Annotated in this window: 32 protein-coding genes; 27 read left to right on the top strand and 5 right to left on the bottom strand. The window is 59.1% G+C overall.

Translation table 11 applies throughout. The features are described 5' to 3' along the window. The first annotated feature begins 22 nt into the window (after positions 1 to 22). The 23 genes from Q7C20_RS19345 (at position 23) to recX (ending at position 15,122) form a co-directional block, all read left to right on the top strand. Positions 23 to 367, top strand: coding sequence for a phage holin family protein (locus Q7C20_RS19345; protein ID WP_348060897.1), 345 nt, complete (start codon positions 23 to 25; stop codon positions 365 to 367). Between the two features lie 21 nt (positions 368 to 388). Further along, positions 389 to 904 carry a hypothetical protein gene (locus Q7C20_RS19350; RefSeq protein ID WP_375069540.1) on the top strand — a complete coding sequence of 172 codons (516 nt, stop codon included), beginning with the start codon at positions 389 to 391 and terminating at the stop codon, positions 902 to 904. Between the two features lie 3 nt (positions 905 to 907). Further along, positions 908 to 1,516 (top strand): phage baseplate assembly protein V, encoded by a 609-nt coding sequence (locus tag Q7C20_RS19355; protein WP_375069542.1) that lies wholly within the window; start codon positions 908 to 910, stop codon positions 1,514 to 1,516. 12 nt (positions 1,517 to 1,528) lie between these two features. Further along, positions 1,529 to 1,861 carry a phage baseplate protein gene (locus Q7C20_RS19360; RefSeq protein WP_348060902.1) on the top strand — a complete coding sequence of 111 codons (333 nt, stop codon included), beginning with the start codon at positions 1,529 to 1,531 and terminating at the stop codon, positions 1,859 to 1,861. Beyond that, positions 1,858 to 2,853: a baseplate J/gp47 family protein gene (locus Q7C20_RS19365; RefSeq protein ID WP_348060904.1), complete on the top strand. Its 996-nt coding sequence runs from the start codon at positions 1,858 to 1,860 to the stop codon at positions 2,851 to 2,853. The genes Q7C20_RS19360 and Q7C20_RS19365 overlap by 4 nt, the downstream gene beginning before the upstream one ends. After that, on the top strand, positions 2,850 to 3,488 hold the full coding sequence (locus Q7C20_RS19370) for a phage tail protein I (RefSeq protein WP_348060906.1): 639 nt from the start codon (positions 2,850 to 2,852) through the stop codon (positions 3,486 to 3,488). Before Q7C20_RS19365 ends, Q7C20_RS19370 begins: the two co-directional genes overlap by 4 nt. Further along, positions 3,485 to 4,015, top strand: coding sequence for a hypothetical protein (locus Q7C20_RS19375; RefSeq protein WP_375069545.1), 531 nt, complete (start codon positions 3,485 to 3,487; stop codon positions 4,013 to 4,015). Before Q7C20_RS19370 ends, Q7C20_RS19375 begins: the two co-directional genes overlap by 4 nt. A 50-nt stretch (positions 4,016 to 4,065) precedes the next feature. Then, complete coding sequence (locus Q7C20_RS19380; RefSeq protein ID WP_375069547.1) at positions 4,066 to 4,851, top strand: phage tail protein; 786 nt, start codon at positions 4,066 to 4,068, stop codon at positions 4,849 to 4,851. Next, complete coding sequence (locus Q7C20_RS19385; protein ID WP_348060912.1) at positions 4,852 to 5,154, top strand: hypothetical protein; 303 nt, start codon at positions 4,852 to 4,854, stop codon at positions 5,152 to 5,154. An 86-nt stretch (positions 5,155 to 5,240) separates the two neighbouring features. Further along, positions 5,241 to 5,414, top strand: coding sequence for a hypothetical protein (locus Q7C20_RS19390; RefSeq protein WP_348060914.1), 174 nt, complete (start codon positions 5,241 to 5,243; stop codon positions 5,412 to 5,414). A 2-nt stretch (positions 5,415 to 5,416) separates the two neighbouring features. Continuing rightward, a complete protein-coding gene (locus Q7C20_RS19395; RefSeq protein WP_375069549.1) occupies positions 5,417 to 6,583 on the top strand; it encodes a phage tail protein in 1,167 nt (388 codons plus the stop codon). Continuing rightward, the gene (locus Q7C20_RS19400; RefSeq protein WP_348060918.1) at positions 6,583 to 7,089 is read left to right on the top strand and encodes a phage major tail tube protein; all 507 of its coding nucleotides are present in this window, start codon (positions 6,583 to 6,585) and stop codon (positions 7,087 to 7,089) included. Before Q7C20_RS19395 ends, Q7C20_RS19400 begins: the two co-directional genes overlap by 1 nt. Positions 7,090 to 7,310: 221 nt before the next feature. Continuing rightward, positions 7,311 to 7,883 (top strand): phage tail assembly protein, encoded by a 573-nt coding sequence (locus Q7C20_RS19405; protein ID WP_375069552.1) that lies wholly within the window; start codon positions 7,311 to 7,313, stop codon positions 7,881 to 7,883. Next, positions 7,880 to 8,005, top strand: a complete 126-nt coding sequence (locus tag Q7C20_RS19410) for a hypothetical protein (RefSeq protein WP_017844653.1) — start codon at positions 7,880 to 7,882, stop codon at positions 8,003 to 8,005. The genes Q7C20_RS19405 and Q7C20_RS19410 overlap by 4 nt, the downstream gene beginning before the upstream one ends. A gap of 5 nt (positions 8,006 to 8,010) precedes the next feature. Beyond that, positions 8,011 to 10,032 (top strand): phage tail tape measure protein, encoded by a 2,022-nt coding sequence (locus Q7C20_RS19415; protein ID WP_375069554.1) that lies wholly within the window; start codon positions 8,011 to 8,013, stop codon positions 10,030 to 10,032. After that, positions 10,032 to 10,415 (top strand): phage tail protein, encoded by a 384-nt coding sequence (locus Q7C20_RS19420; protein WP_348060545.1) that lies wholly within the window; start codon positions 10,032 to 10,034, stop codon positions 10,413 to 10,415. The genes Q7C20_RS19415 and Q7C20_RS19420 overlap by 1 nt, the downstream gene beginning before the upstream one ends. Continuing rightward, positions 10,408 to 10,620 carry a tail protein X gene (locus tag Q7C20_RS19425; RefSeq protein WP_375069556.1) on the top strand — a complete coding sequence of 71 codons (213 nt, stop codon included), beginning with the start codon at positions 10,408 to 10,410 and terminating at the stop codon, positions 10,618 to 10,620. Before Q7C20_RS19420 ends, Q7C20_RS19425 begins: the two co-directional genes overlap by 8 nt. 9 nt (positions 10,621 to 10,629) lie before the next feature. Further along, positions 10,630 to 11,640: a contractile injection system protein, VgrG/Pvc8 family gene (locus tag Q7C20_RS19430; RefSeq protein WP_348060541.1), complete on the top strand. Its 1,011-nt coding sequence runs from the start codon at positions 10,630 to 10,632 to the stop codon at positions 11,638 to 11,640. A gap of 242 nt (positions 11,641 to 11,882) precedes the next feature. Then, a complete protein-coding gene (locus Q7C20_RS19435) occupies positions 11,883 to 12,434 on the top strand; it encodes a glycoside hydrolase family 19 protein (protein WP_375069557.1) in 552 nt (183 codons plus the stop codon). Continuing rightward, a complete protein-coding gene (locus Q7C20_RS19440) occupies positions 12,422 to 12,922 on the top strand; it encodes a lysis system i-spanin subunit Rz (RefSeq protein ID WP_375069559.1) in 501 nt (166 codons plus the stop codon). Before Q7C20_RS19435 ends, Q7C20_RS19440 begins: the two co-directional genes overlap by 13 nt. 81 nt (positions 12,923 to 13,003) lie before the next feature. Continuing rightward, positions 13,004 to 13,504 (top strand): nicotinamide-nucleotide amidohydrolase family protein, encoded by a 501-nt coding sequence (locus Q7C20_RS19445; protein WP_348060535.1) that lies wholly within the window; start codon positions 13,004 to 13,006, stop codon positions 13,502 to 13,504. 83 nt (positions 13,505 to 13,587) lie between these two features. After that, positions 13,588 to 14,646, top strand: coding sequence for a recombinase RecA (recA, locus tag Q7C20_RS19450; RefSeq protein ID WP_375069561.1), 1,059 nt, complete (start codon positions 13,588 to 13,590; stop codon positions 14,644 to 14,646). Positions 14,647 to 14,654: 8 nt separating this feature from the next. Beyond that, entirely contained in the window at positions 14,655 to 15,122 is a 468-nt protein-coding gene (gene recX, locus Q7C20_RS19455; protein ID WP_348060531.1) for a recombination regulator RecX, read from the top strand. Positions 15,123 to 15,263: 141 nt separating this feature from the next. On the opposite strand, the gene Q7C20_RS19460 is transcribed toward recX, so the two are convergent. Further along, positions 15,264 to 16,376, bottom strand: coding sequence for a TIGR00730 family Rossman fold protein (locus Q7C20_RS19460; RefSeq protein ID WP_375069563.1), 1,113 nt, complete (start codon positions 16,374 to 16,376; stop codon positions 15,264 to 15,266). A 381-nt stretch (positions 16,377 to 16,757) separates the two neighbouring features. Continuing rightward, positions 16,758 to 17,198: a PA3611 family quorum-sensing-regulated virulence factor gene (locus Q7C20_RS19465; protein ID WP_348060527.1), complete on the bottom strand. Its 441-nt coding sequence runs from the start codon at positions 17,196 to 17,198 to the stop codon at positions 16,758 to 16,760. A gap of 179 nt (positions 17,199 to 17,377) precedes the next feature. On the opposite strand from Q7C20_RS19465, the gene Q7C20_RS19470 reads away from it, so the two are divergent. From Q7C20_RS19470 to Q7C20_RS19480, 3 genes are all read left to right on the top strand, one after another. Next, entirely contained in the window at positions 17,378 to 18,097 is a 720-nt protein-coding gene (locus tag Q7C20_RS19470) for a tRNA-uridine aminocarboxypropyltransferase (protein ID WP_375069566.1), read from the top strand. Between the two features lie 252 nt (positions 18,098 to 18,349). Further along, the gene (erdR, locus tag Q7C20_RS19475) at positions 18,350 to 19,000 is read left to right on the top strand and encodes a response regulator transcription factor ErdR (protein WP_375069568.1); all 651 of its coding nucleotides are present in this window, start codon (positions 18,350 to 18,352) and stop codon (positions 18,998 to 19,000) included. 75 nt (positions 19,001 to 19,075) lie between these two features. After that, on the top strand, positions 19,076 to 19,438 hold the full coding sequence (locus Q7C20_RS19480; RefSeq protein ID WP_247402908.1) for a diacylglycerol kinase: 363 nt from the start codon (positions 19,076 to 19,078) through the stop codon (positions 19,436 to 19,438). A gap of 3 nt (positions 19,439 to 19,441) precedes the next feature. On the opposite strand, the gene Q7C20_RS19485 is transcribed toward Q7C20_RS19480, so the two are convergent. Beyond that, positions 19,442 to 20,368 (bottom strand): LysR family transcriptional regulator, encoded by a 927-nt coding sequence (locus Q7C20_RS19485; protein WP_348060520.1) that lies wholly within the window; start codon positions 20,366 to 20,368, stop codon positions 19,442 to 19,444. A gap of 123 nt (positions 20,369 to 20,491) precedes the next feature. Here Q7C20_RS19485 and fpr point away from each other — a divergent pair, with 123 nt between their 5' ends. Continuing rightward, positions 20,492 to 21,271 carry a ferredoxin-NADP reductase gene (gene fpr, locus Q7C20_RS19490; RefSeq protein WP_003189055.1) on the top strand — a complete coding sequence of 260 codons (780 nt, stop codon included), beginning with the start codon at positions 20,492 to 20,494 and terminating at the stop codon, positions 21,269 to 21,271. 147 nt (positions 21,272 to 21,418) lie between these two features. Here fpr and tsaA read toward each other — a convergent pair whose 3' ends face one another. Continuing rightward, on the bottom strand, positions 21,419 to 22,114 hold the full coding sequence (gene tsaA, locus Q7C20_RS19495; RefSeq protein WP_375069571.1) for a tRNA (N6-threonylcarbamoyladenosine(37)-N6)-methyltransferase TrmO: 696 nt from the start codon (positions 22,112 to 22,114) through the stop codon (positions 21,419 to 21,421). A 3-nt stretch (positions 22,115 to 22,117) separates the two neighbouring features. Then, positions 22,118 to 22,579 carry a DUF1456 family protein gene (locus Q7C20_RS19500; RefSeq protein WP_348060517.1) on the bottom strand — a complete coding sequence of 154 codons (462 nt, stop codon included), beginning with the start codon at positions 22,577 to 22,579 and terminating at the stop codon, positions 22,118 to 22,120. Between the last annotated feature and the right edge of the window lie 7 nt (positions 22,580 to 22,586).

Genomic DNA, 22,586 nt, shown 5'->3' on the forward strand with positions numbered 1-22,586 from the left:
ATGCTCAGCCAGGAGGCGTGACATGACAAACGAGCAGCAAGCGTTAGCGGAAATGCCCATCTGGCTGGTGATCATTTTGGCAGTGATCGGCGGCGTATCCGGCGAAATGTGGCGTGCAGACAAGGAAGGCGCCCGCGGTTGGTCGCTGATTCGGCGCCTGGTGCTGAGATCCGGAGCCTGCATGGTGTGTGGGGTTTCAGCACTGATGCTGTGCTACGCCGCCGGCATGTCGCTCTGGACCGCAGGCGCCATTGGTTGCCTCACCGCCATGGCCGGCGCGGACGTCGCCATCGGCCTTTATGAGCGTTGGGCGGCCAAGCGGATCGGGGTCTATCAAACCCCACCCATTGGACCGGATCAGCCATAACCGCTGCAAGGACGCAATCAGATGACACTTATTGAAAAACCCTCCCAACTGCCGGTGGCAATCGGGGAAGCGCTGAAAATCGCCTTCCCCCAATTGCACGTCGGCAACCATCAGGACTTTCAGAACTCAGGCGACAAAACCGGTGTGTTGATCACCGTTGAACGCAACGGCCCGGGCCTTCGCTCCCTTGAAGGCCGCAAGGCGCATGCGTTGTCGGTTTCACTCAAGGCCATGCTCGCCAGTGGCTCTGCGCCTTTTGACGCCTGCGACCTGGCCAGCCAACTGATGGACCTGGCCCTGGATAACCGCTGGGGCCTGCCGGCAGATCAGTGCGATGTGCCCACGTCCATTGTCGCGGCGCCGTCGATTCAAGCAGACACCGGAATGGACTACGACACCTGGACGGTGTCCTTCACCCAAACCCTCTACCTCGGTCCGCCATTGCTCGAAGATCCTACAGGCACACCGCTGTTTGCCTGCACCTGGGAAGTCTCGAACATCAATGACCCGGACCAATATCGGCCATTGCAGGAGTAGTCCATGTTCGATGCGCTGTTACGCATGCAACTGGGGCCGATCGTCGAGCGTCTGGCGGAAATGGAAGCCCAACTCGAAGATCTGTATCGGCGTGCCGAAAGTTACTGCCGGATTGGTGTGTGCCAGGAAGTCGACCCGGCCAGCAACACCTGCAAGATCAGCCACGGTGAATTACTCACGCCGTCCATTCGTTTTTTCAACCCCAGTGCGGGTGCGCAGACTGAAACGCGCATTCCTTCTGTGGGTGAACAATGCCTGCTGCTCAACTACGGCGGCGGGGAAGGTGGCGGTCAGTCTGTTGCTTTATTCGGTCTCAACTCCAGTCAGTTTCCGCCGGTCTCAAGCGTTGCCACGTTGACTCGGCGACGCCATCAGGACGGCACCCAAAGTGACTATGACGACGCCACTCACACCTTCAATTGGGTCAATGGCCCGACCACGTTCAGTGGCTCCCGCGAACAGGTCAGTGCCAAGGTGGGCGCCGCCAGCCTGACGATTACCCCCCAGAGCATCACCCTGCAAATCGGCGGCACCGGCCTGTTGCTGGATGCCGGCGGCGCGCATTTCAGCGGCCCGTTGGTAGACCACCAGGGCCGGGTCATCAGCCCGTGATAAGGACCTCCCATGATCGGCATCGATCGCAATACCGGGGCAGCCGTCGATGACTGGCTGCAATTTGTGCAGCGCGCCACCCGAGCGCTGACCACCCCTGTGGGCACTCGCCAGAAGCGCCCTTTGTACGGCTCGCTGATCCCGCAGTTGCTCGGCCAGAACCTGGGCGACGATGTGTTGATCCTCGCCCAAAGCCACGCCGCCCAAGCGTTCTACAACACCCAGAACGGCATCGGCGACTTTCAGCCCCAGGTCATCGTCGCCACCCGCCAGGGCGCCGGTCTGTTACTGCGCTTTGCAGGCACCTGGAAAAACCGCCAACAATCCTTCGAGGTCGTGACATGAGCATGCTGATCCCTGGCCAGAACCAACTGGCGGAACCGGCCATCATCGCGGTCGACGAGTTCGAACCGTTGCTGGCGGAGTTCAAGGCGTTTGTGGTTGATTACGTCGCCACCCGAGCGCCGCAAAGCGCGGCCAAACTCAAGGTCAGCCTCGACAACGAGAGCGAGTTGTTGACCCTGGCACTCGAAGCCTTCTGCATTCGTCTGCAAACCCACGAGCGCAAATACAACGCCCGTATCAAGCAGATGCTGGCGTGGTGGGCCACCGGCAGCAACCTGGATGCACGCCTGGCCGACATGGGCCTGGAGCGCCAGGTGCTCGACCCCGGCGACCCGGCGGCTTTCCCGCCCGTACCGCCAACGCTGGAAAGCGACGACGACGCTCGCCTGCGCTACTACCTGGCACCCCACGCCCCGGCGGCGGGTTCGCGTATGCAGTATCGCCGCGAGGTATTCACCTTGGGCGAGCGGCCATCGGTAAAGGTGCAAAGCGCAACGCCGGGCGTAGTGACCGTCAACTACACCTTCGACCCGGACGGTTATGCGGCGCAGGTCAAGGATGGCAATGGGCGGCGAACAGCGCCCGGCGAAGTGATGGTCACCGTGCTTTCACGGGACGGCGATGGCACACCGTCTGCCGATTTGCTTGAGGGCGTTCGTCGCCATTTCGCACGGCCGGATGTACGGCCAGAAACCGATCTCGTCAGCGTTCAGGCGGCGCAGATTCAGCCCTACAAAATTCGCGTAGTCGCCAAGATCAACGCGGGCCCTGATTCAGGGCTGACTCAGGTAGCGGCGCAACAGTTACTGCAAACCTACGCCGAATCGTGCCATCGCCTGGAAGGCCGGGTAGACCCGAGCTGGATCGACTACGCCATCCACAGCGCGGGTGCTGCGCAATTACAAATCCTGGAACCGCTGGCGCCGATTATCAGCACCGCGTTCCAGGCGCCGTATTGCACGGCTGTCGAGGTGGAGGTGCACACGTTATGAGTGAGCCCAAAGCGAGTTTGTTGCCAGCCAACAGTTCACCGCTGGAAAAAGCGTTGGACCTGGGGTTTGGTCAGTTGCTTGACCGTGTGATGCCACCGTTTCCGGCGTTGATGAATCCGTTGCAAACGCCCACCGAATTTCTTCCTTACCTGGCCGCAGACCGTGGCGTCAGCGAGTGGGATGCGGATGCCAGCGAGGCTGAAAAGCGTCTGACCGTGGCCTTGTCCTGGCAGATACAGCGCCAGGCGGGCACGCCCAAAGCACTGAGCTATGCAGTGGAGTCTTTGGGCTTCACGCCCAATATCAGCGCCTGGTACCAGCAGCGACCGATGGGTATGCCTTACACCTTCGACGTGCAGGCAATCATCGGGCGCAGTTGGTCCAGCGGTGACCATAACCGGTTGATCCGCCGCGTCAATGCCGCAAAGAGTGAACGCGACCAAGCGACGATCACCATCGTTCACGAAACCGAAGCCCGGCTTGCGCTCACTCAACTCATCCACGCCCCTCTAAGCGACAGTGAACTGTATCTATACGGTGCATTGCCGGAGTTGGCGTTGGTTGCTCGACTTAACGGTGCCGGGGTTGCCCAGCACTACACCATTAACGACTACGACCTCAGGGCGCAGCCATGACAGATGACATTACGCGCCTGGTGCGCTTCACCTCCAAGGGTTTGGATGAAGTGCTGCAGGCAAAGAACCAGGGCTTGAAAGGCGAGATTACCCATGTCGGTGCCGGTACCGGCCGCTACGACCCGGACGGCACGGAAGTGGCCTTGCGTGACGAGCGCCAACGGGTCGCCATTGTGGATTATGAGGATCTCGGTGAGCGGCAACTTCGAATGGCTGCGCTGTTTGATGGCGAGGCTGAATACGAGATTGGCGAGTTCGGTTTTTACCTCGCCAGTGGGACCTTGTTGGCGGTGTATTCCGTCGCGGGGAAGTTGCTGACGTATAAAGCGGCCGCCGCGCGGGTACTGCAAAAGTTCACGCTGGATATTTCGCCGTTGCCGGCAGACAGCGTGACGATTGTGGTGGGGAGTGAAAATCTGAATGTGTTGTTGGCTGAGGAGATCGCAATTATGGCGGCGGCTTCGGTTAGTAACATGTCGCGCCATATACATTTGATGTTCAGGGTTATGCACCTTGAGGCGCAGTAACCGCCGCTACAAAAGTGCTGAAATGCAAAACAATTGACAGGGAGTTGATGATGGGAATTGAAGCAACGATTACGAAAGTTGTAGATGCATGTAACAAACTTACGGATACCGTGACCAACCAGATTGGGAAGATTAATGCTCAAGTAGACGTCGTATCAAACCAGTTCACTGCTTGGCGTAACAGTGTTCAAGCCAAGGATATTAACGGTCGCGCACTCTACAGCCAGGAGATTGACCTCACCGGACTGCCAACCGATACCTTCTACCCTGTGTGGTGGACGATGCCGGGTAATGAAAGCGGTGAGACTGAAGTCACCTTTTCTCGTATTTTCAGCCGCAATTCAGAATCTACACCTTTTGGGCAAGGTACTTTTCATATCGCGGGTCTGAACTTGCAGATGGAGGGATGCGGGCATCTGTGGAGTGGGGACGGCAATTACCTGACGGTAAAGCGTATTTCGCAAACCTATCGCGAAACGGTTCGTGGTGTCAGTTTTGGGATGATCTGTATTGCACGGCATGTATCGGGTGTCAGGCCTCTGTACCTCGACGTCAAGGATGGGCAGGTTATTGAGTCGTCCATCCATTCCGGACTTTACCTTCGCGGGGGGCTCAGCTACACGGTCAACAAATCCTTTCCAGATGCGGTGAGTTTTAGCCGCCTGGATACTGAAGTAGCCATGGGTGAGAGCACACAAGGCGATTGGGAAATTCGCTGGTGCGTACGTCCCTATCGTTTGGCGGATGTTGATGCCGTATTGGGGGCAACTTTGCCTGAAAAGCGCATGGCGTACGCGTATGACAACGACAAAATTTACGCAATGAAGGGGGCATAAATGACCATTTCGATTAAGTCCGCAGTAACACCTAGTGGTGAGCAACTGATCAATATTCCGGCAGATGTGGATATTCTAAAAAACCTTGGTTTTTCTGCAGAGCAGGCGGCTGCACTTTGTGCAGAAGCTGCAAAATCCATACAACTGGAAAACTCCATCGCTGCGCGTCGCACACTCTATGTGACCGAAGCCGACCCTCTTTTCCTTGAATGGCAATACGACGAAACCCCCGAAAAAGAAAAGGCATGGCGAGACAAAGTCGCTGAAATAAAGGCGGCTTACCCGTTGCCCGATCGAACCTGACCTCACCGCGAGAGCGGTTTTTTTTCGCCTCCCCAAAGCCCCTCCCGCAGGGGCTTTCGCATTTTTCCATCCGGAGAATTAAACCCATGCATAACCGCCAAACCTACACCGTCCTCATCCCATTCCCCACCGGAGGTGGCCACTGGTCCACCGCTGGCGAAGAACTGGAATTGCTCGACGTGGAAGCAACCGCATTGCGCACCGCCGGCCGCCTGGAACTGACCAGCGTCCTCAACTCCACCCCCAAGAAGGCTGACTAACCATGGCTGAGGTTCTGAACTTCGAGCACAACGGCATCACTGTGAATGCCACCGAATCTCCCGAGGCCATGGGTGGCCTGGGCGATAACGTGATTGGCCTGGTCGGCACTGCGCCGAATGCCCATGCGTCGATCCCGAAAAACGCGCCGTTTCGCATCAACAGCTTCACGACTCAGGCGCTGCTGGACCCCACCGGCGCCGAGTCGGGCACGCTGTTTCAGGCGGTGTACCAAATCCTCAAAGTGGTCAAGGTGCCGGTCTACGTGGTGATCGTGGAGGAGGGCGCTACCCCGGCCGACACGCTCAACAATGTAATCGGCGGCGATGAGCCCACCACCGGCCGCAAGCTGGGCCTGGCTGCGCTGGCCAGTGTGCCGGAAGACCTGACCATCATCGGTGCCCCTGGCTTCACGGGTACCAAAGCGGTAGCCGGTGAGTTCGCCTCGTTCGGCAAGCGCATCAAGGCGCGTGTGGTGCTGGATGGCAAAGACGCCAGCGTTGCTGATCAAGTGACCTACAGCGGCGAACTGGGCGGTGCCGACCTTGGCTTCGACCGTTGCCTGCTGGTGCACAACATGCCGTCGGTGTACTCCAAGGTCGCGAAGAAAAACGTGTTCCTGTCGCCGTCTTCCCTGGCCATCGCCGCGCTGGCCAAGGTCAAGCAATGGGAAAGCCCGGGTAATCAGGTGACGTTCGCCGAGGACGTTTCCCGCGTGGTCGAGTACAACATCCTCGACACCTCCACCGAAGGCGACCTGCTCAACCGCTACGGCGTGAGCTACTACGCCCGCACCATCCTCGGTGGCTTTTCGCTGCTGGGTAACCGTTCCATCACGGGCAAGTTCATCAGCTACGTCGGCCTGGAAGACGCCATCAGCCGCAAGCTGGTCAAGGCCGGCCAGAAAGCCATGGCCAAGAACCTCACCAAGTCCTTCATGGACCAAGAGGTCAAGCGCATCAACGACTGGCTGCAAACCCTGGTCGCCGACGAAACCATCCCCGGCGGCAGCGTGTACCTGCACCCGGAACTGAACAGTGTCGAGAAGTACAAGAACGGCACCTGGTACATCGTCATCGACTATGGCCGCTATGCGCCGAACGAACACATGATTTATCAACTCAATGCCCGCGATGAAATCATCGAGCAGTTCCTGGAGGACGTTCTCTAATGTTTACCAACCGTGTAAGACAGGCCATTGCGGCCACCCTTCAAGGCCTGCCGTTGTCCGCAACAGTGGAAGAGTTCACCCCGCCAATCATTGATTTCGAGATGGAACCGATGACCGGCGGCCGCTTTATCGCCGAAGAAATGGCCAAGAGCGGCAAGGTGCTCACCGCGACGCTGATGCTGCAAGGCGTCGGGCCAGAAATCATGCTGGCGCTGGGCGTGAGGCAGGGTGAAGACATCCTGCTCAACGTGCGTGAAGCCGGCCAGGATCAGGACGGCAAGACCTACTTCACCTACCACACGGTCGGCGGCAAGTTGAAAACCCTGACCGAAACCAAGCTGAAGATGGGCGATAAGGTCACGACCACTCTGGCCCTGTCCTGCCGCACCTACAACCGCCTGGAAAACGGTATCTCGGTGATCGACATCGACGTGCGCACCCAGAAGTTCGTGCTCAACGGTGTGGACATCCTCGGTGACGCCCGCCGCGCGGTACTGATGCCTTAAGGGCGACTCTGATTTGAAGCGAGCACGGTCACATGTGGGAGCCGGGCTTGCTGTGGCGAGCAAGCTTGCTTGTGCTGGGGAGCGAAGCGCCCCCCAAAAAGCGGACGACTGCTGCGCAGCCGAGCGGGAGCAAGCTCCCTCGCCACAGCAAGCCAGCTCCCACATTGATCGCGTCCGTTTTCAGATCGTTTTTCAACCACGTTTCAACAAGGAATTGCCCCATGGCCTGGATGCCCCCGCTGCACCTCCTGCTCTCGCCGATCACTGCCGACACCGGCGCGGCGATTGAGCAGGTTCAACTCAAACCGCTGTACTACGCCGCGCAAAAAGATGCGCTGGCCCGGGCCGGTGACGACGAGGACGATCAGTTCTTTGAACTGGCGAAACTCGCCACCGGCCTGTCGGAAAAAGAGCTCGACCAGCTCAAGCGCCCGGACTACGTGAGCATCGCCCAATACGTACACGAAATGTCGACGCTGCCTGCCTCGTTCTTCCTCGGTAAAGCGGATGAGCCGTTGAACTATGAGCAAGTGCAATTGCTCCTGCCCCTCGATGCCGCCGGCCGCAGCCTGACCGCAGTGAGCCTGGAAATGCCAGCTCTGCGCGCTACCAAAGCGATGAAAAAACTCGCCACCAACAAAGAACGTGCCGAGTTCATTACCGCACATTGCACCGGCCTGATGATCCCCGACCTCGCTGGCCTGACCGTTCCCGACTGGACGGAACTGCAGGAGCGTATCGACGATTTTTTAAATCAACCGGCGGACTTCTTTCGGAGCGCGACATCGAAGTGATCCTCGATGTGGTGCCACTGATTTACTCGGTCAATGAGGCGGAAATCCTCGACTGGGACGCCGGAAAAGCATTGCGCCGCTACGACATCGCGATCACTCGCCTTGGCGTCAAACAGGAGTAAGCGGTATGCAGGACACGTATTCGCTGGCCTATGCCATGACCAGGGATGGCCAGGGTATTTTTGGTAGCACAAGCGGCGCCAAAGGTGCCGATATCGTCAATCCAGGCCCTTTGGTGCCCAACAGCCTTGAGGAGGCCGCGCCGCTCTCGCCGATGAGTCTTGCGCTCACTAATGCGGGCGTGGAACTCAGTGGTCTCTCGCTGTCCCTGGGGGTGTTGCGCACCAGCGTGGACGCGCTTGAAGCTTCCTTGTCGGGGCTCATGGCGTTGGGTGTTGATCCGCCGTCGTCGCGGCCTACTGCGTTGGATGTTGAACCGCCGTCGTCGCGGCCTACTGCGTTGGGTGTTGAACCGCCGTCGTCGCGGCTCACTGCGTTGGGTATTGAACCGCCGTTGTCGCGGCTTACTGCGTTGGGTGTTGAGCCGCCCATTTCGCGGCTCAATACGGTGGATACTCAGTCGTCCAGAACCGAGCAGAAGACATCCACTGACGTGACGTCGAGCACTTCGCAAGAACTGCGCTTGACCCGTGAAGCCCTGACGCTTCGGGATGTGCGGAGCCTCGATCCGGTTGCGGCCTTTCAGCAATCGTTTACAGCGCCACTTGCGCCGGAAAAAACAATAACGGTGCTGCGCGAGGAATCCACGAAAAGCGAAGCCAGCCTAACCAAGACGCTTGAGCCTGAGTCGGTATTGGGGGAAGAAACTTGGCTGCAAGCCAAAACCAGCGTGTTGAACAGTGCAAACAGTTGGGCTGGCGAGTCTTCGGCTGCCGCTACGACCGTTAAAACCGCTGAGGCTGTGATTTTGCCCGTGATTTCCCCCGTGTTTACCGGTTTTTTCTCGGGTTTGGGAGAGACAATCAAAACCCGGGTGACGGGTAACCTGGTCGACGTAACGCTGGGCAAGCTGCCTGGCGCTGCTGGGAAGCTGTTCAAGGAAGACGGGTTCGAAAAGGATAAGACGTGCTGCTGTAACGACCCGACCCAACGCTCACCGCGCAGTCGCCGCACTGCCCGCAGAAGCACGCCTGGCGGAAAGAAAGGTACTCAAAAGCCGAAATCGCAGCGGCCACAAAAGCCGAGGAAACCGCAGAAATCGCTGAAGCCGAAGAACTCGCAGCACTCGCAAAAGAAACAAGCGCCCGCTGCGAAGCTGGCGGATGCGAAGCTTGTTCCTAAAAAAACTGGTGGTGCCTCCACTTTATTGCGCGGTGCTTGGCAGAAGGGGGTTCAGTCGCTTTTCCCCGCCTATTCATCAGGAGGCAATCCCGGCGCTCCCGCTCAAGCTCCACAAGCAGGTGGGGCTCAGACGAAAAGCCGAAAGAACAACAGTGTTCCCGGTAAACCGCCCTCAGGCAGAGTGCCAGGGCTGACTGGTGCAGTGGAACGGGGGCTTGTGCCCCTGTCTTCCGAAGTACGGACAAAAAACCTGCCCCTCACACAGACCGTCAGCCATGAGCGTTCAGTCGCACCTGTGGCACATCCGCCGAAGATACCCGGCTCTGGCCTGTTGGGCACGATGAGCAAACTGGAGTCATCCGCCGCTCGCCGCCTTGGCCCGCTGAGGTATGTCGACACCGCCATGGATGTGATCCAGGGTGTGCGTAATGGCGACGCAAAAGCGGTCGGCGCCGGCCTGAGTTCAGCCGGTGGCGCTTGGGCAGGCGCTTCCGCGGGTGCCGCCATCGGCACCTTGATTTTCCCCGGCGTCGGCACTGCAGTCGGCGGCGCCATCGGTGGCTTGCTCGGCAGCGAGGCAGGCAGCTGGCTCGGCGGAAAATTGTTTAGCGCAACGGATCGCCTGCCTGCGCCGGATGCGGTGAGCAAGGAACTCAACAGCGCGCGTACCGACAGCGTCCAGCTCACCCTGGCCCCGAGCATCCAGATTACCGGCGTGAACCCGGCGGATGCCCAGCAGGTCGTCAACCAAGTGATCCAGGCGCTGCAATTTCAGTGCATGCCGATGGTCACTGACGCCCTCGGTATGCGGCGCAACGCGGCACTGGCCGACCATGGAGGTGATTGATGCGACAACAAATGGTGCTGGGCGACTTTATTTTTGGCCTGTCCCGAGGCTTTGCCTATTCCTCGTTGACCCGTAACACCGACGGCGGTTGGAGCGACCTGGCAATTGTTGCCAGCAAGTCCCTGTCGCGACAGAGCGGGCAGAAACTGGAAAAACTCACGTTCGGCGGTACGGCCATGTACGCGGTCGGCATGGCGCGCCTGGACGAATTGCGCGCGTTGCAAAATGCGCGAGCGCCGTTGCCGCTGGTCGATGGTATTGGGCGCAATTGGGGCCTGTGGCGGATTAATTCGCTGGTCGAAAAACAGAGCAACGTGATCGACGATGGCACCGCCATGGTCATGGCCTGGACCCTGGTCCTGGAGGAGTTCATCAATGCGTAGAGTACGAAGTATTGCCGGTGATTCGGTCAACTTGCTGCTCTATCGCGAGTTGGCTCGCTGCGACGACGCCGCCGAAGAAACCCTTTGGCGCTTCAACCCCGGACTTGCTGAATACGGCCCGGTGCTGCCGGCGGACGTGTGGGTGGTCGTGCCGGAAATGGCAACGCGGCCAAGTGCCGTGCGACCTGTTTTGGCCTGGGATTAAGGAGGATGCATGGCACAGGGATTTACGCCGATTGTAGAGTTTTATGGCGCTAATGCGGCGCTGCTCAATGAACGCCTGATGCGCTGGAGCCATACCGACGCCTCAGGTTTAGAGACTGATCGGTTGGAACTGAGCCTCAATATCGAGGGGCTCGAAGGCCTGCCAAGCTTCAATGGCAAAATAGGTTTACGCGTCGGTTATCGGGAGACGGGGTTGGTGGAGAAGGGCGAGTTTGTCGTCACCCAGCGAACTCCCGTGCTGTTTCCCATGAGATTGATGATCGTGGCCACCGCTGCACCCTTCAGCATGGTCGACGCCAGCGGTTATCGCCAACGCCGATCCGCCAGTTACGGGCCGACCACCTTGGGCGCGCTGTTTCGCCAATTGGTCAGCCGTCACGGTTTCTCGCCGCGCGTGGCGCCTGCGCTCGAAGGCATTGCGATCCCTCATATCGACCAATCCAACGAAAGCGACATGGCGTTCATCACGCGCCTGGCCAAGCGTTACTGCGCGGTCACCAAGCCCTTCAACGAACTGTACGTGCTGGCAGAAGCCGGGCAATTCACCTCCATTTCCCTCAAGCAACTGCCGGAAGTGAAGTTGTCGGTGACTCAGGACAACCGTCCGGGAGAGTACGCATTCATCACCGCCAAACTCGACGAAAAGACACGCGCCAAATATGAGGGCACTCGCGTCACCTGGTGGGATGCAGCCGGTGGCAAGAGGCGTGTGGTGCAAGTCGGAAATGCCCCGTTCAAAACCTTGCGCCAACCCTGCCAGAACGAAGCCGAAGCACGCAGCGTCGCCGAAGCTGAATTGCGGCGTGTGGGGCGCGAAGACTTGCAGTTGCAGATTGATTGCCCCGGTAACCCACTGCTGGCCGCCGAAGGGTTGCTGCGGCTGGATGAAACCTGGCCTTCGTATATGCAGGGGCAATGGTCGATGACCAAGGTGGTTCATGTGGGTGACCCGGTGACGGGGTATCGCAGTTCGATTACGGCGGGAGGGTTGTCGACTTAAACAGTTAAACAATTCGCAAGGGGTGTTCATGCATCGCAGGCGCCTGTGAGCGACTTCAGGGTGGGCGTTTGCGACCACACTCAACCGACCTGAAAGGTGAATGGCATGTTCAGCGGATTTCGCATTGTTGCGTTTACTCAACATGGTAGTTCGGGGTTGCCTCCCCGTAACGTCATGCTTGATGGGCAGTACCCGAAGTTTTTGAACAAGCAGGCGCCAGATCGTCTGAAGGACCGTATTCCATGTTAGTGACACAACTGCAGGCAATCATGCCTGGCGCAGGCACTCGAGCGGCTGCTTTCCTGGCGGCTCTGAATGCTGCAATGGTGCGTTACACGATCACCAGCCCCAAGCGCATCGCTGCGTTTCTCGCCCAAGTCGGTCACGAATCCGGCCAGTTGCGCTACGTGCGCGAACTGGGCAGCGACCAATACCTGAGCAAATACGACACCGGCACCCTGGCCGCCCGACTCGGCAACACTCCCGAAGCCGACGGCGATGGCCAGCAGTACCGGGGCAGGGGGCTGATTCAGATCACGGGGCGGCGCAATTATATGGCGTGCAGCCAAGCGTTGTTTGGCGACGACCGCCTGTTGAGGCAACCCGAGTTGCTGGAGCAACCGCAGTGGGCCTGTGAGTCCGCCGCGTGGTTCTGGCAAAGCAATGGTTTGAATGAACTGGCCGACAAAGACCAGTTCACCACCATCACCCGGCGCATTAACGGCGGGCTCAATGGGCTGGACGACCGATTGCAACTCTGGGAGCGGGCCAAGGCGGTGCTATGCGTTACCTAGGCGCGTTACGCGTGATCGGCGTCTGCCTGATGATGGCTGTTGTGTGGCAGGTGCAGGCGTGGCGCCATGGTGCGCAGCTTGAGCGGCAATCGGCGGCTCAAGCTCAGGCGCTCAGTCAACAAAGCCTGGCGGCGTTGCACCAACAACAGCTGGAACAAAACAAACGGCTGGCGCTGGAGCAACAACTCAGCGCCGGCGATCAACAACATGCCCGGGAGCTTGCCGATGCCCAACGTGATCAAGCTCGTCTGCGTGACCGCCTGGCCACTGCTGATGTGCGGTTGTCAGTCCTTCTCGACGCCAACGACCCCGCCGGTGGTTGTGCAGTGCCAGCCACCACCGCCGCCGGCGGCGTGGTTCATGCAGCCGCACGCGCCCGACTTGACCCGGCGCATGCTCAACGAATTATCGGCATCACCGACGACGGCGATAACGCCCTGATCGCCTTGCGTGCCTGCCAGGCTTACGTGCATGCCGTCGCCCGTTAGTGTCTTGCATCAGTCTGTCGCTTGCGTGTGCGGTTTGCTCCTGTAGGGTAGGCAATTCCCCGCCCATCCCTGGAGACGACCGTGAACGAACTCACTCAATTGGCTGCTGAACTGGGTCGCCGTTTGCAGGTGCTCAACGCCCATGTCACCACTGCCGAGTCCTGTACCGGCGGCGGTATCGCAGAAGCCATCACGCGGATCCCGGGGAGCTCGGCCTGGTTTGAGGCCGGGTATGTCACCTATTCCAATCGACAGAAAACCCGGCAATTGGGCGTTCCGGAGGGGTTGTTCGCCAAGGTCGGTGCCGTCAGCCAGGACGTGGTCGAGGCGATGGTGCGCGGCGCGCAGGAAAAAAGCCTGTCGCACTTTGCCGTCGCGGTCAGCGGTGTGGCCGGGCCGGACGGCGGTTCTCCGGACAAACCGGTGGGCACGGTATGGCTGGCATTTGGCGTTGGTGAACAGGTCACCGCCGAGCTCGCGCACTTCCCCGGCAACCGTGACGAGGTCCGCCGACAAACGGTAAAGGCCGCGCTAGAGGGGTTGTTGCGACGAGCTGCAGCAGAAATCGAAAATCAGGGGTAGGCGATCCCGGATCTTTGTGGAACAATACTGTCTACTTATACAGGTTTTGGCCGTCAGGCCTTATTGATTACGTGAGGACTTTAATGGACGAGAACAAGAAGAAAGCCTTGGCTGCGGCCCTGGGTCAGATCGAACGTCAATTCGGCAAGGGTGCCGTAATGCGTATGGGCGATCACGACCGTCAGGCGATCCCGGCTATTTCTACTGGCTCTCTGGGTCTGGACATCGCGCTCGGCATTGGCGGCCTGCCAAAAGGTCGTATCGTTGAGATCTACGGTCCTGAATCTTCTGGTAAAACCACCCTGACCCTATCGGTGATTGCCCAGGCGCAAAAAATGGGCGCCACCTGCGCGTTCGTCGACGCCGAGCACGCCCTAGACCCTGAATACGCCGGCAAGCTGGGCGTCAACGTTGACGACTTGCTGGTTTCCCAGCCGGACACCGGTGAGCAAGCCCTGGAAATCACCGACATGCTGGTGCGCTCCAACGCCATCGACGTGATCGTGGTCGACTCCGTGGCAGCCCTGGTACCAAAGGCTGAAATCGAAGGCGAAATGGGTGACATGCACGTGGGCCTGCAAGCCCGTCTGATGTCCCAGGCGCTGCGTAAAATCACCGGTAACATCAAGAACGCCAACTGCCTGGTGATCTTCATCAACCAGATCCGTATGAAGATCGGCGTGATGTTCGGCAGCCCGGAAACCACTACCGGTGGTAACGCGCTGAAGTTCTACGCTTCGGTCCGTCTCGACATCCGCCGTACCGGCGCGGTGAAGGAAGGCGACGAGGTTGTTGGTAGCGAAACCCGCGTTAAAGTCGTGAAGAACAAAGTGGCCCCGCCATTCCGTCAGGCCGAGTTCCAGATTCTCTACGGTAAAGGTATCTACCTGAACGGCGAGATGATCGACCTGGGCGTGCTGCACGGTTTCGTCGAGAAGTCCGGTGCCTGGTATGCCTACAACGGCAGCAAGATCGGCCAGGGCAAGGCCAACTCGGCCAAGTTCCTGCAAGACAACCCGGACATCGCTGCCACGCTTGAAAAGCAGATTCGCGACAAGTTGCTGACCCCTACGCCAGACGTGAAAGCGGCCGCTAACCGCGAGCCGGTTCAGGAAGTAGAAGAAGTAGACACTGATATCTGAATCAAACGATGACAGTTGTACTGGATACACTCGTCGCCGTTCGGCGCACCGCGATGGACCTGCTCGCTCGCCGCGAGCACGGTCGAGTCGAGCTGACACGTAAATTACGTCAGCGCGGCGCGGAGCCCGAGATGATCGAAACAGCCCTGGACCGGTTAACGGAAGAAGGGCTGCTTTCGGAAGCACGCTACCTCGAAAGCTTTGTTTCCTACCGAGCTCGTTCGGGCCACGGCCCAGCGCGAATTCGCGAAGAGCTGAGCCAGCGCGGCCTGCAACGCGCCGACATCGACCTCGCCCTGCGTGAGTGCGGTATCGACTGGTCGTCTCAGTTGGAAGACACCTGGCGCCGCAAGTTTTCTGGCCACCTGCCAATTGATGCCAGGGAGCGAGCGAAGCAAGGGCGCTTCTTAAGTTATCGCGGGTTTTCGATGGAAATGATCAGCCGCTTATTAAGCGGTCGAAACATGGACGATTGAATCTAACCAGGGTTAACGAGCTGTTGTGGCGAGGGAGTTTGCTCCCGCTGGGCCGCGAAGCGGCCCCACTATCGTCACCCGAACACCACAAAAAAGGCCCACTATGAAAATAGTGGGCCTTTTTTTTTGCCTTCAAAAAACTCAAGCCGGCTGCGGCGTTACCCGTTGCTGCGCCTTTCCCTGAGCCTGTGCCCAGTTTTCCGGCAAGTTGATGTAGTCCACCAACTCCCGCAGCCGTCCTTGATCGCGCCCATTGAAGTTGAACACCAGTCGCGTCAAATGGCTGAATCTCGGCTCATCATGTTCCTCGCCCGAGTAGGCCAACTGCTGGAACTCACCACTCATCCGCAAACTGGCGAACTCACTCTGTAAATGAGCCAGCGCACGCTCACTGAGCGGGTGATTCATACGCACTACAAACTCACGCTTGAGCCAGCGAGTGGAATGGAAGTTGGCGTAGAACTGGTTGATTTCATCCACAGCCTCTTCAGCGCTGTACACCAGCCGGACCAGTTTGAGGTCGGTGGGCAAAATATAGCGGTTGGCTTCAAGTTGGCTGCGGATGAAATCCAGCGCGCCTTGCCAGAACCCGCCGCCGGGTGCGTCCAGCAATACCACCGGCACCAGCGGGCTTTTGCCGGTCTGGATCAGGGTCAGCACTTCGAGTGCTTCGTCCAGGGTGCCGAAACCGCCGGGGCACAGCACCAGTGCATCAGCTTCCTTGACGAAGAACAGCTTGCGGGTAAAGAAGAAATGGAATGACAGCAGGTTGTCAGTGCCATCGATGGTCGGGTTGGCGTGCTGTTCAAACGGCAGCGTGATGTTGAACCCCAAGCTGTGTTGCAGGCCGGCACCTTCATGCGCCGCCGCCATGATGCCGCCACCGCCGCCGGTGATCACCATCAAATCTGACTGTGCCAACTGCGCGCCAACTTCGCGGGCCAAGGCATACAGCGGGCTTTCAACCGGCGTGCGCGCCGAGCCGAATACGGTCACCTTGCGTCTGCCCTTGAACTGTTCGAGCACACGGAAGGCGTTGTCCAACTCGCGGATAGCCTGCAGCGTGATTTTGGCGTTCCAGCGGTTGCGGTCGTCCTGAGCCATGCGCAGAACGGTGAGGATCATGTCGCGATACAGGGGAATGTTCGGGCTGTTGGGAGCGATCAGTTGGAGTTGCGCGTCGACCTGCTGCGTGAGGTCAGCACCGTGTTGCTCGAAATGACGAAGCAGTTGGTCATTGGATTCGTAAGGCATTCAACTTCTCCTTCTTCACAGAGGCTGGGCCATCGGCGAGAAATTCGTCCGAGGCCGCGACACTTGCATGTGTCGCCTCATGCCTTAAGGCGTTGCACGGTGTTCGCCAGGCGGCAGAGTGGTCTCTGTATGTTCCTTGTGATTTGGAAACCTTTGCATTGCAAGTTGCAGGAGGGCAAGCCTCTTTTGCCCTGAAAATGTTACAGGACGACGTGAAAAACACTGCAAATAGGTCATCGATATGAGGCGATCATGAGCCGAAAAACCCATGGCTGGCAACCGGTTATTGGTCACGCATCAGGCAATTTAGCGGTCTGCAGGTCAATGCAGCGGAGGGGGGCGCGCGCCGCTGGACAGAGGCGCGCGAGGGGCAAGCGGGTGTTACTTTTTCTTCTTCGCAGCCGCCGGTGCCGGGCAATCGGCTTCCACGAACTTGACCGACGCCACAGGGCGGTTGGTCTTGTTTTCGGTGATGTCGTAGCGCATCACCGCGCCTTTGGCCATCAGCTCGCGATAACCGGGGTTCAGGCACACGCTTTGGCCCAGTTGGAAGTACACGGCTTTCGGGTTGGCGCGCATCTGTTCTGCGCGGTCCGATTGCACGCTCAGGTGATCGATCAGTTGCATGCCTTCAACGGTGTAAGCCACTTCCAGGGTTTTTTCATCGATTTCCCGTGGCAGGTCCTTGTTGCTTTCAGCCGCGACGCTTTGCAGTTTGCGGTTCATTTGGGCCTCCAGCAGCGAGGCCGCGTGGGCGGCCACAGGCATGACCAGCGCAAGGGCGACGGATGGGGCAACAAGGCGCAGCATGGGACGCAGCATGAAACTCTCCTGATTCGGTTACTGGTGCATAGACCAGCCACTGGGCTGTGCGTTCAGTGGCGCGCAATTATAGGTGACCCTGCGCCACTACAGCCAGGCGTATCGCTGGTAAACTGCGGCCACTTAAGCCTTCTTCGAGTTTCGCCTGTGTTGATTGACCCCTGCTCGCGGTGTATCCGATGAGCCATGCTGTTTCCCGCTTGCGCACCCAGCGGCTGGCACGGGCCGTCCGGCCTTTTCTTAACCGTGGTTCGCGCGCCGAGCGCTGCCCCGGCTGCCGGGTTATTCCCGAATACTGCCTGTGCGCCTGGCGCCCGCAAGTACCGGCGCGGTCCGCCATGTGCCTGTTGATGCACGATGTTGAGCCGATGAAACCCAGCAACACCGGTTGGCTGATCGCCGACGTCATCGCCGACACCACCGCGTTTGCGTGGTCACGCACGGAGGTCGAGCCTGGTTTACTCACCCTGCTGGCCGATCCACAGTGGCAGCCCTACATTGTGTTCCCCGGCGAATTCGTCGCACCAGAACGCGTCGTCAGCCAAGTGAGCGTGGCCGAGGGCAAGCGCCCGTTGTTCATCCTGCTGGACGGCACTTGGAGCGAAGCGCGCAAGATGTTCCGCAAAAGCCCATACCTGGAACATTTGCCGGTGCTGAGCCTCGCGCCTGAACAGCTGTCGCGCTACAAACTGCGCCGCTCCAAGCGTGATGACCATTTTTGCACGGCCGAGGTCGCAGCGCTGTGCCTGGAGTTGGCCGACGACGCCGTGGCCAGCGAAGTGCTGGACGCCTACCTGGACGTTTTCAGCACGCATTACCTGGCGGCCAAGTTCCAGATGCCGCTGGACCCGACGGATGAGGTGCATACGCGTCTGGTGCCTTATATACCGGCGGTATAGCCAGACGATTTGCGCATGATGGCACCGTAACTGCGCAAACCGCTAAAATGCCCGCGGGCGTAGTGCTTGACCCTCTAGTCTACGCTGGGCATGCTGAGCGCCGATTGGGGCGTAACCGTGAATTTTCAGCGTCGTTGCAGGTGTTTTTGACGTTGAGTATGCCCTGTGGCAACGGCTGCCTGGCCGTCGCCTTGTGTGTTGGCGAGCCCTGAAACCATCAGGGTTCCCATAAAAAACAGGATCATTTAATCAATGGCCACATACGACATCCTGATAGCCGATGACCATCCGCTGTTTCGCAGTGCGCTGCATCAGGCCGTAACCCTCGGCCTTGGCCCGGACGTGCGTCTGGTCGAAGTGGCCACCATTGCCGAGCTGGAAGCCCGCCTCACTGAAAAATCCGACTGGGACCTGGTGCTGCTCGACCTGAACATGCCCGGCGCCTACGGCTTTTCGGGGTTGGTGCTGTTGCGCGGGCAATACCCGCAGATCCCTGTGGTGATGGTCTCGGCTCAGGAAGACGCTGACGTGGTGGTGCGCTCGAAGGAGTTCGGTGCCAGCGGTTTTATTCCGAAATCCAGCTCGATGGAAGCCATTCAGAAAGCGGTGCGTATCGTATTGGACGGCGACGTGTCCTGGCCGCCGCAAGCGTTCGAAGAAATCAACGTGTCCGACGAAGCCAAGGCCGCCCGCGATGGCCTCGCCAGCCTGACGCCCCAGCAGTTCCGGGTGTTGACCATGGTCTGTGAAGGCTTGTTGAATAAGCAGATTGCCTATGAGCTGAGTGTGTCGGAAGCGACTATCAAGGCCCACGTCACCGCGATTTTCCGCAAGCTGGGCGTGCGTACGCGCACTCAGGCGGCGCTGCTCCTGCAACAACTTGAGTCAATTTCGCAGCATTAACATGACAACGCTTCACGCTTTTTTGACTCTGCGTGAACTAGCTTCCCCACTTCTTTGGTTCAGTTGCCTACTTCTATGTCGCCTTTCAAGGGTCAAACCGGTATCAAACGTATCTTCAACGCAGGAGGCTATTCCCTCGATGGCCTGCGCGCAGCTTTCACCGGCGAAGCAGCATTTCGCCAATTGGTGTTGCTGAACGTCATCCTGATTCCGTTGAGTTTCTTCCTGCACGTCAGCCGCGTCGAGCGCGCGTTGCTGATTGCCGTGTGCCTGCTGGCGTTGATCGTCGAGTTGCTCAACTCGGCGGTAGAAGCCGCGATTGACCGGATTTCCCTGGACCGCCACCCGTTGTCCAAAAACGCCAAGGACATGGGCAGCGCCGCGCAATTCGTCGCGCTGACCATGATCGCCCTGGTGTGGGCCGTCATCCTGATCTAACGATCAGGCGATGCTCGGCAGCACGATCTCGTCGCTGCGCTGAACCCCGGCGGTGAAGGCGCGGCACAGTTCCAGGAACTCGCGCATCGCCGAGGTCTGGTACTTCTGCTTGTGCCAGATGAAGTAGAACTGCCGGGACAGGTCCAGGTCCGGGGTTTCCACCGGCACCAGGCTGCCACGTCGAAACGCGTCGCGCAGCGCCAGTCGTGAAATGCAACCAATCCCCAGGCCTGACTCCACAGCCCGTTTAATGGCCTCTGTGTGTTCCAGCTCCAGGCGGATATTCAGCGCGCTGCGGTGGTGACGCATGGCCTGATCAAAGGTCAGGCGCGTGCCCGAGCCTTGTTCCCGCAGGATCCAGGCTTCGTGGGTCAGCTCGTCCATCGTTGCCACGCCGCGCTTGGCCAAGTGATGCTGGGGTGCGCAAAACACCACCAGTTCATCCTCCACCCAGGTTTGCACTTCAATGTCCGGGTGGCTGCAGTCGCCTTCGATTAGACCCAGGTCAATTTCGTAATGCGCAACCTGGTGCACGATATTGGCCGTGTTCTGCACATGCAGTTTCACTTGGCTTTCCGGGTGTTGCTGCATGAAACTGCCGATCAGCAGGGTGGCGAGGTAATTGCCAATCGTCAGCGTGGCGCCGACCGCCAAGGAGCCGAAACCGGACTTGCCATTGAGCAGGTCCTCGATCTCCTTGGCCTGGTCCAGCAGCGCCACCGCCTGGGGCAACAGCTGATGGCCGAGGGCGTTGAGGCTCAGGCGTTTGCCCGCGCGGTCGAACAATTGGCAGCTGGATTGACGCTCCAGCTCGGTGATCGAAGTGCTGGCGGCGGATTGAGACAAGGCCAGAAGGCCAGCAGCGCGCGAGACGCTATTTTGCTGGGCGACGGCGACGAAGACTTGCAGTTGACGGAGAGTAAATCGCATATCGATATAACCGATAACCCTTATCTTAATAATCCAGTTAACAGATATTGTCGCCGCCATTAGAATGCTGTGCAATTGCGCAACACTATTTGGCGCAGACCCATTTCCAGGAGTCCCCCGTACATGAGCAACATGAACCACGAGCGTGTCCTCAGTGTTCATCACTGGAACGACACTCTGTTCAGCTTCAAGTGCACCCGCGACCCGGGCCTGCGCTTTGAGAACGGTCAGTTCGTGATGATCGGCCTGCAACAGCCCAACGGCCGCCCGCTCATGCGCGCCTACTCCATTGCCAGCCCGAATTGGGAAGAGCATCTGGAGTTCTTCAGCATCAAAGTCCCCGATGGCCCGCTGACTTCCCAATTGCAGCACTTGAAGGAAGGCGACGAGATCATCATCAGCAAAAAACCGACAGGCACCCTGGTGCTTGACGATTTGAAGCCGGGCAAACACCTCTACCTGCTCAGCACCGGTACGGGCCTTGCGCCGTTTATGAGCGTGATTCAGGACCCGGAAACCTACGAGCGTTTCGAAAAAGTGATCCTGTGCCACGGCGTGCGCTACGTCAACGAAGTCGCTTACCGCGAATTCATCACCGAGCATCTGCCGCAGAACGAGTTCTTCGGCGAGGCCCTGCGTGACAAGTTGATCTACTACCCGACCGTGACCCGCGAGCCGTTCGAAAACGAAGGCCGTCTGACCGACCTGATGCGCAGCGGCAAGCTGTTCAGCGATATCGGTCTGCCGCCGATCAACCCCGAAGATGACCGTGCCATGCTGTGCGGCAGCCCAAGCATGTTGGACGAGACCAGCGAAGTGTTGAACAGCTTCGGTCTGAAAGTTTCGCCGAGGATGCGTGAGCCGGGTGATTACTTGATCGAGCGTGCGTTCGTCGAGAAGTAAACCAGTCAGGCCCTGTGCTGACTGAGCAACAAAGAAGATTTAAATGTGGGAGGGGGCTTGCTCCCGATTGCAGAGTGTCAGTCACTGCATACAGTGGCTGAAACACCGCTATCGGGAGCAAGCCCCCTCCCACATTTTGTTTCCGGTTTATCCTGCTGGAAGCACTTCCAGCACGCAAATCATCCCGGCCTCGGGATAGTGCCAGCGCACATCCACATCCCAGAACCGCACACCGTACTCGCGTTCAGGCCCCGGCGTCTGATACGCCGGCCGTGGGTCCTGCGCCAAACACTGATCAATCAACTCCACCAAGGGCTGGCCAAGACGCTGGGCATGGCCTTGTGCCTGGTGCAGCGCCGTCTTCAGCCACTGCACAGGAATCGGCTGTGGCGCGCCGCTGGCGATGCTGTTGGTGGCGGTGTCGATAATGTCGGCATACGGCACGTACGGTTTGATATCCAGCACCGGCGTGCCATCCAGCAAATCAATCCCGGATATCCACAGCTTGCCGGGCTCCACCTTGTCCAGCTTCACCACCGACTGGCCGATGCCGTTTGGCCGGTGGGTCGCACGCGTGGCAAACACGCCCATGGAGGTGTTGCCGCCCAGACGCGGCGGGCGCACTTTCAGGCGCGGCTTGTCTTCCAGGGCTTCATGGAACACAAACACCAGCCACACATGGCTGACCTGCTCCAGGCCTTGCACTGCCTCACCGCTGTCGAACGGCGCCACCAGCTCCAGCACGCCACGGGCGGCAGGCGCCAGCTGCGGTTGGCGCGGGATGGCGAACTTCTCCTTGAAGCAGGAGCGCACGAAGCCGACGGGCGAGACGTTGTAGCTCATGGCTTACGGACGCACTCGCAGGGTCAGGCCCTTGAGGAAGTTACGCAGCAACTGGTCGCCACACGTGCGGTAGTTGGTGTGGCCGAACTTGCGGAACAGCGCGCTCAGCTCCGGCTTGGACACCGGGAACTCGGAGGCCTTGAGGATGGCGTGCATGTCGTCTTCTTTCAATTCGAAGGCCACGCGCAGTTTCTTGAGGATGATGTTGTTGGTCACCGGGGTCTCGATCGGCTGCGGCGGACGGCTTTCGTCCTTGCCGCGCTTGAAGATCACCAGGCCATCGAGGAAGTGCGCCATGACCTCGTCCGGGCAGAACACGAAGCCTTCTTCTTCATCTTTCTTCAGGTAGGTCAGCAGGTCGTCTTTGGTCACGTCCATGCCGCCGAGCTTGATGATCTCGACCATCTTGTTGTCGCTGATGTCGAGCATGTAGCGCACGCTGCGCAGTACGTCGTTGTGAATCATGGTGGGC

The organism is Pseudomonas sp. AMR01 (assembly GCF_041946035.1).
In the GTDB taxonomy this organism is placed as follows: domain Bacteria; phylum Pseudomonadota; class Gammaproteobacteria; order Pseudomonadales; family Pseudomonadaceae; genus Aquipseudomonas; species Aquipseudomonas antarctica_B.

Bases quoted from the DNA above. Each gene is read 5' to 3' on its own strand.
- Q7C20_RS19345 (WP_348060897.1), top strand. From the start codon at position 23: ATGACAAACGAGCAGCAAGCGTTAGCGGAAATGCCCATCTGGCTGGTG.
- Q7C20_RS19350 (WP_375069540.1), top strand. From the start codon at position 389: ATGACACTTATTGAAAAACCCTCCCAACTGCCGGTGGCAATCGGGGAA.
- Q7C20_RS19355 (WP_375069542.1), top strand. From the start codon at position 908: ATGTTCGATGCGCTGTTACGCATGCAACTGGGGCCGATCGTCGAGCGT.
- Q7C20_RS19360 (WP_348060902.1), top strand. From the start codon at position 1,529: ATGATCGGCATCGATCGCAATACCGGGGCAGCCGTCGATGACTGGCTG.
- Q7C20_RS19365 (WP_348060904.1), top strand. From the start codon at position 1,858: ATGAGCATGCTGATCCCTGGCCAGAACCAACTGGCGGAACCGGCCATC.
- Q7C20_RS19370 (WP_348060906.1), top strand. From the start codon at position 2,850: ATGAGTGAGCCCAAAGCGAGTTTGTTGCCAGCCAACAGTTCACCGCTG.
- Q7C20_RS19375 (WP_375069545.1), top strand. From the start codon at position 3,485: ATGACAGATGACATTACGCGCCTGGTGCGCTTCACCTCCAAGGGTTTG.
- Q7C20_RS19380 (WP_375069547.1), top strand. From the start codon at position 4,066: ATGGGAATTGAAGCAACGATTACGAAAGTTGTAGATGCATGTAACAAA.
- Q7C20_RS19385 (WP_348060912.1), top strand. From the start codon at position 4,852: ATGACCATTTCGATTAAGTCCGCAGTAACACCTAGTGGTGAGCAACTG.
- Q7C20_RS19390 (WP_348060914.1), top strand. From the start codon at position 5,241: ATGCATAACCGCCAAACCTACACCGTCCTCATCCCATTCCCCACCGGA.
- Q7C20_RS19395 (WP_375069549.1), top strand. From the start codon at position 5,417: ATGGCTGAGGTTCTGAACTTCGAGCACAACGGCATCACTGTGAATGCC.
- Q7C20_RS19400 (WP_348060918.1), top strand. From the start codon at position 6,583: ATGTTTACCAACCGTGTAAGACAGGCCATTGCGGCCACCCTTCAAGGC.
- Q7C20_RS19405 (WP_375069552.1), top strand. From the start codon at position 7,311: ATGGCCTGGATGCCCCCGCTGCACCTCCTGCTCTCGCCGATCACTGCC.
- Q7C20_RS19415 (WP_375069554.1), top strand. From the start codon at position 8,011: ATGCAGGACACGTATTCGCTGGCCTATGCCATGACCAGGGATGGCCAG.
- Q7C20_RS19420 (WP_348060545.1), top strand. From the start codon at position 10,032: ATGCGACAACAAATGGTGCTGGGCGACTTTATTTTTGGCCTGTCCCGA.
- Q7C20_RS19425 (WP_375069556.1), top strand. From the start codon at position 10,408: ATGCGTAGAGTACGAAGTATTGCCGGTGATTCGGTCAACTTGCTGCTC.
- Q7C20_RS19430 (WP_348060541.1), top strand. From the start codon at position 10,630: ATGGCACAGGGATTTACGCCGATTGTAGAGTTTTATGGCGCTAATGCG.
- Q7C20_RS19435 (WP_375069557.1), top strand. From the start codon at position 11,883: ATGTTAGTGACACAACTGCAGGCAATCATGCCTGGCGCAGGCACTCGA.
- Q7C20_RS19440 (WP_375069559.1), top strand. From the start codon at position 12,422: ATGCGTTACCTAGGCGCGTTACGCGTGATCGGCGTCTGCCTGATGATG.
- recA (WP_375069561.1), top strand. From the start codon at position 13,588: ATGGACGAGAACAAGAAGAAAGCCTTGGCTGCGGCCCTGGGTCAGATC.
- recX (WP_348060531.1), top strand. From the start codon at position 14,655: ATGACAGTTGTACTGGATACACTCGTCGCCGTTCGGCGCACCGCGATG.
- Q7C20_RS19460 (WP_375069563.1), bottom strand. From the start codon at position 16,376: ATGCCTTACGAATCCAATGACCAACTGCTTCGTCATTTCGAGCAACAC.
- Q7C20_RS19465 (WP_348060527.1), bottom strand. From the start codon at position 17,198: ATGCTGCGTCCCATGCTGCGCCTTGTTGCCCCATCCGTCGCCCTTGCG.
- Q7C20_RS19470 (WP_375069566.1), top strand. From the start codon at position 17,378: ATGAGCCATGCTGTTTCCCGCTTGCGCACCCAGCGGCTGGCACGGGCC.
- erdR (WP_375069568.1), top strand. From the start codon at position 18,350: ATGGCCACATACGACATCCTGATAGCCGATGACCATCCGCTGTTTCGC.
- Q7C20_RS19480 (WP_247402908.1), top strand. From the start codon at position 19,076: ATGTCGCCTTTCAAGGGTCAAACCGGTATCAAACGTATCTTCAACGCA.
- Q7C20_RS19485 (WP_348060520.1), bottom strand. From the start codon at position 20,368: ATGCGATTTACTCTCCGTCAACTGCAAGTCTTCGTCGCCGTCGCCCAG.
- fpr (WP_003189055.1), top strand. From the start codon at position 20,492: ATGAGCAACATGAACCACGAGCGTGTCCTCAGTGTTCATCACTGGAAC.
- tsaA (WP_375069571.1), bottom strand. From the start codon at position 22,114: ATGAGCTACAACGTCTCGCCCGTCGGCTTCGTGCGCTCCTGCTTCAAG.
- Q7C20_RS19500 (WP_348060517.1), bottom strand. From the start codon at position 22,579: ATGATTCACAACGACGTACTGCGCAGCGTGCGCTACATGCTCGACATC.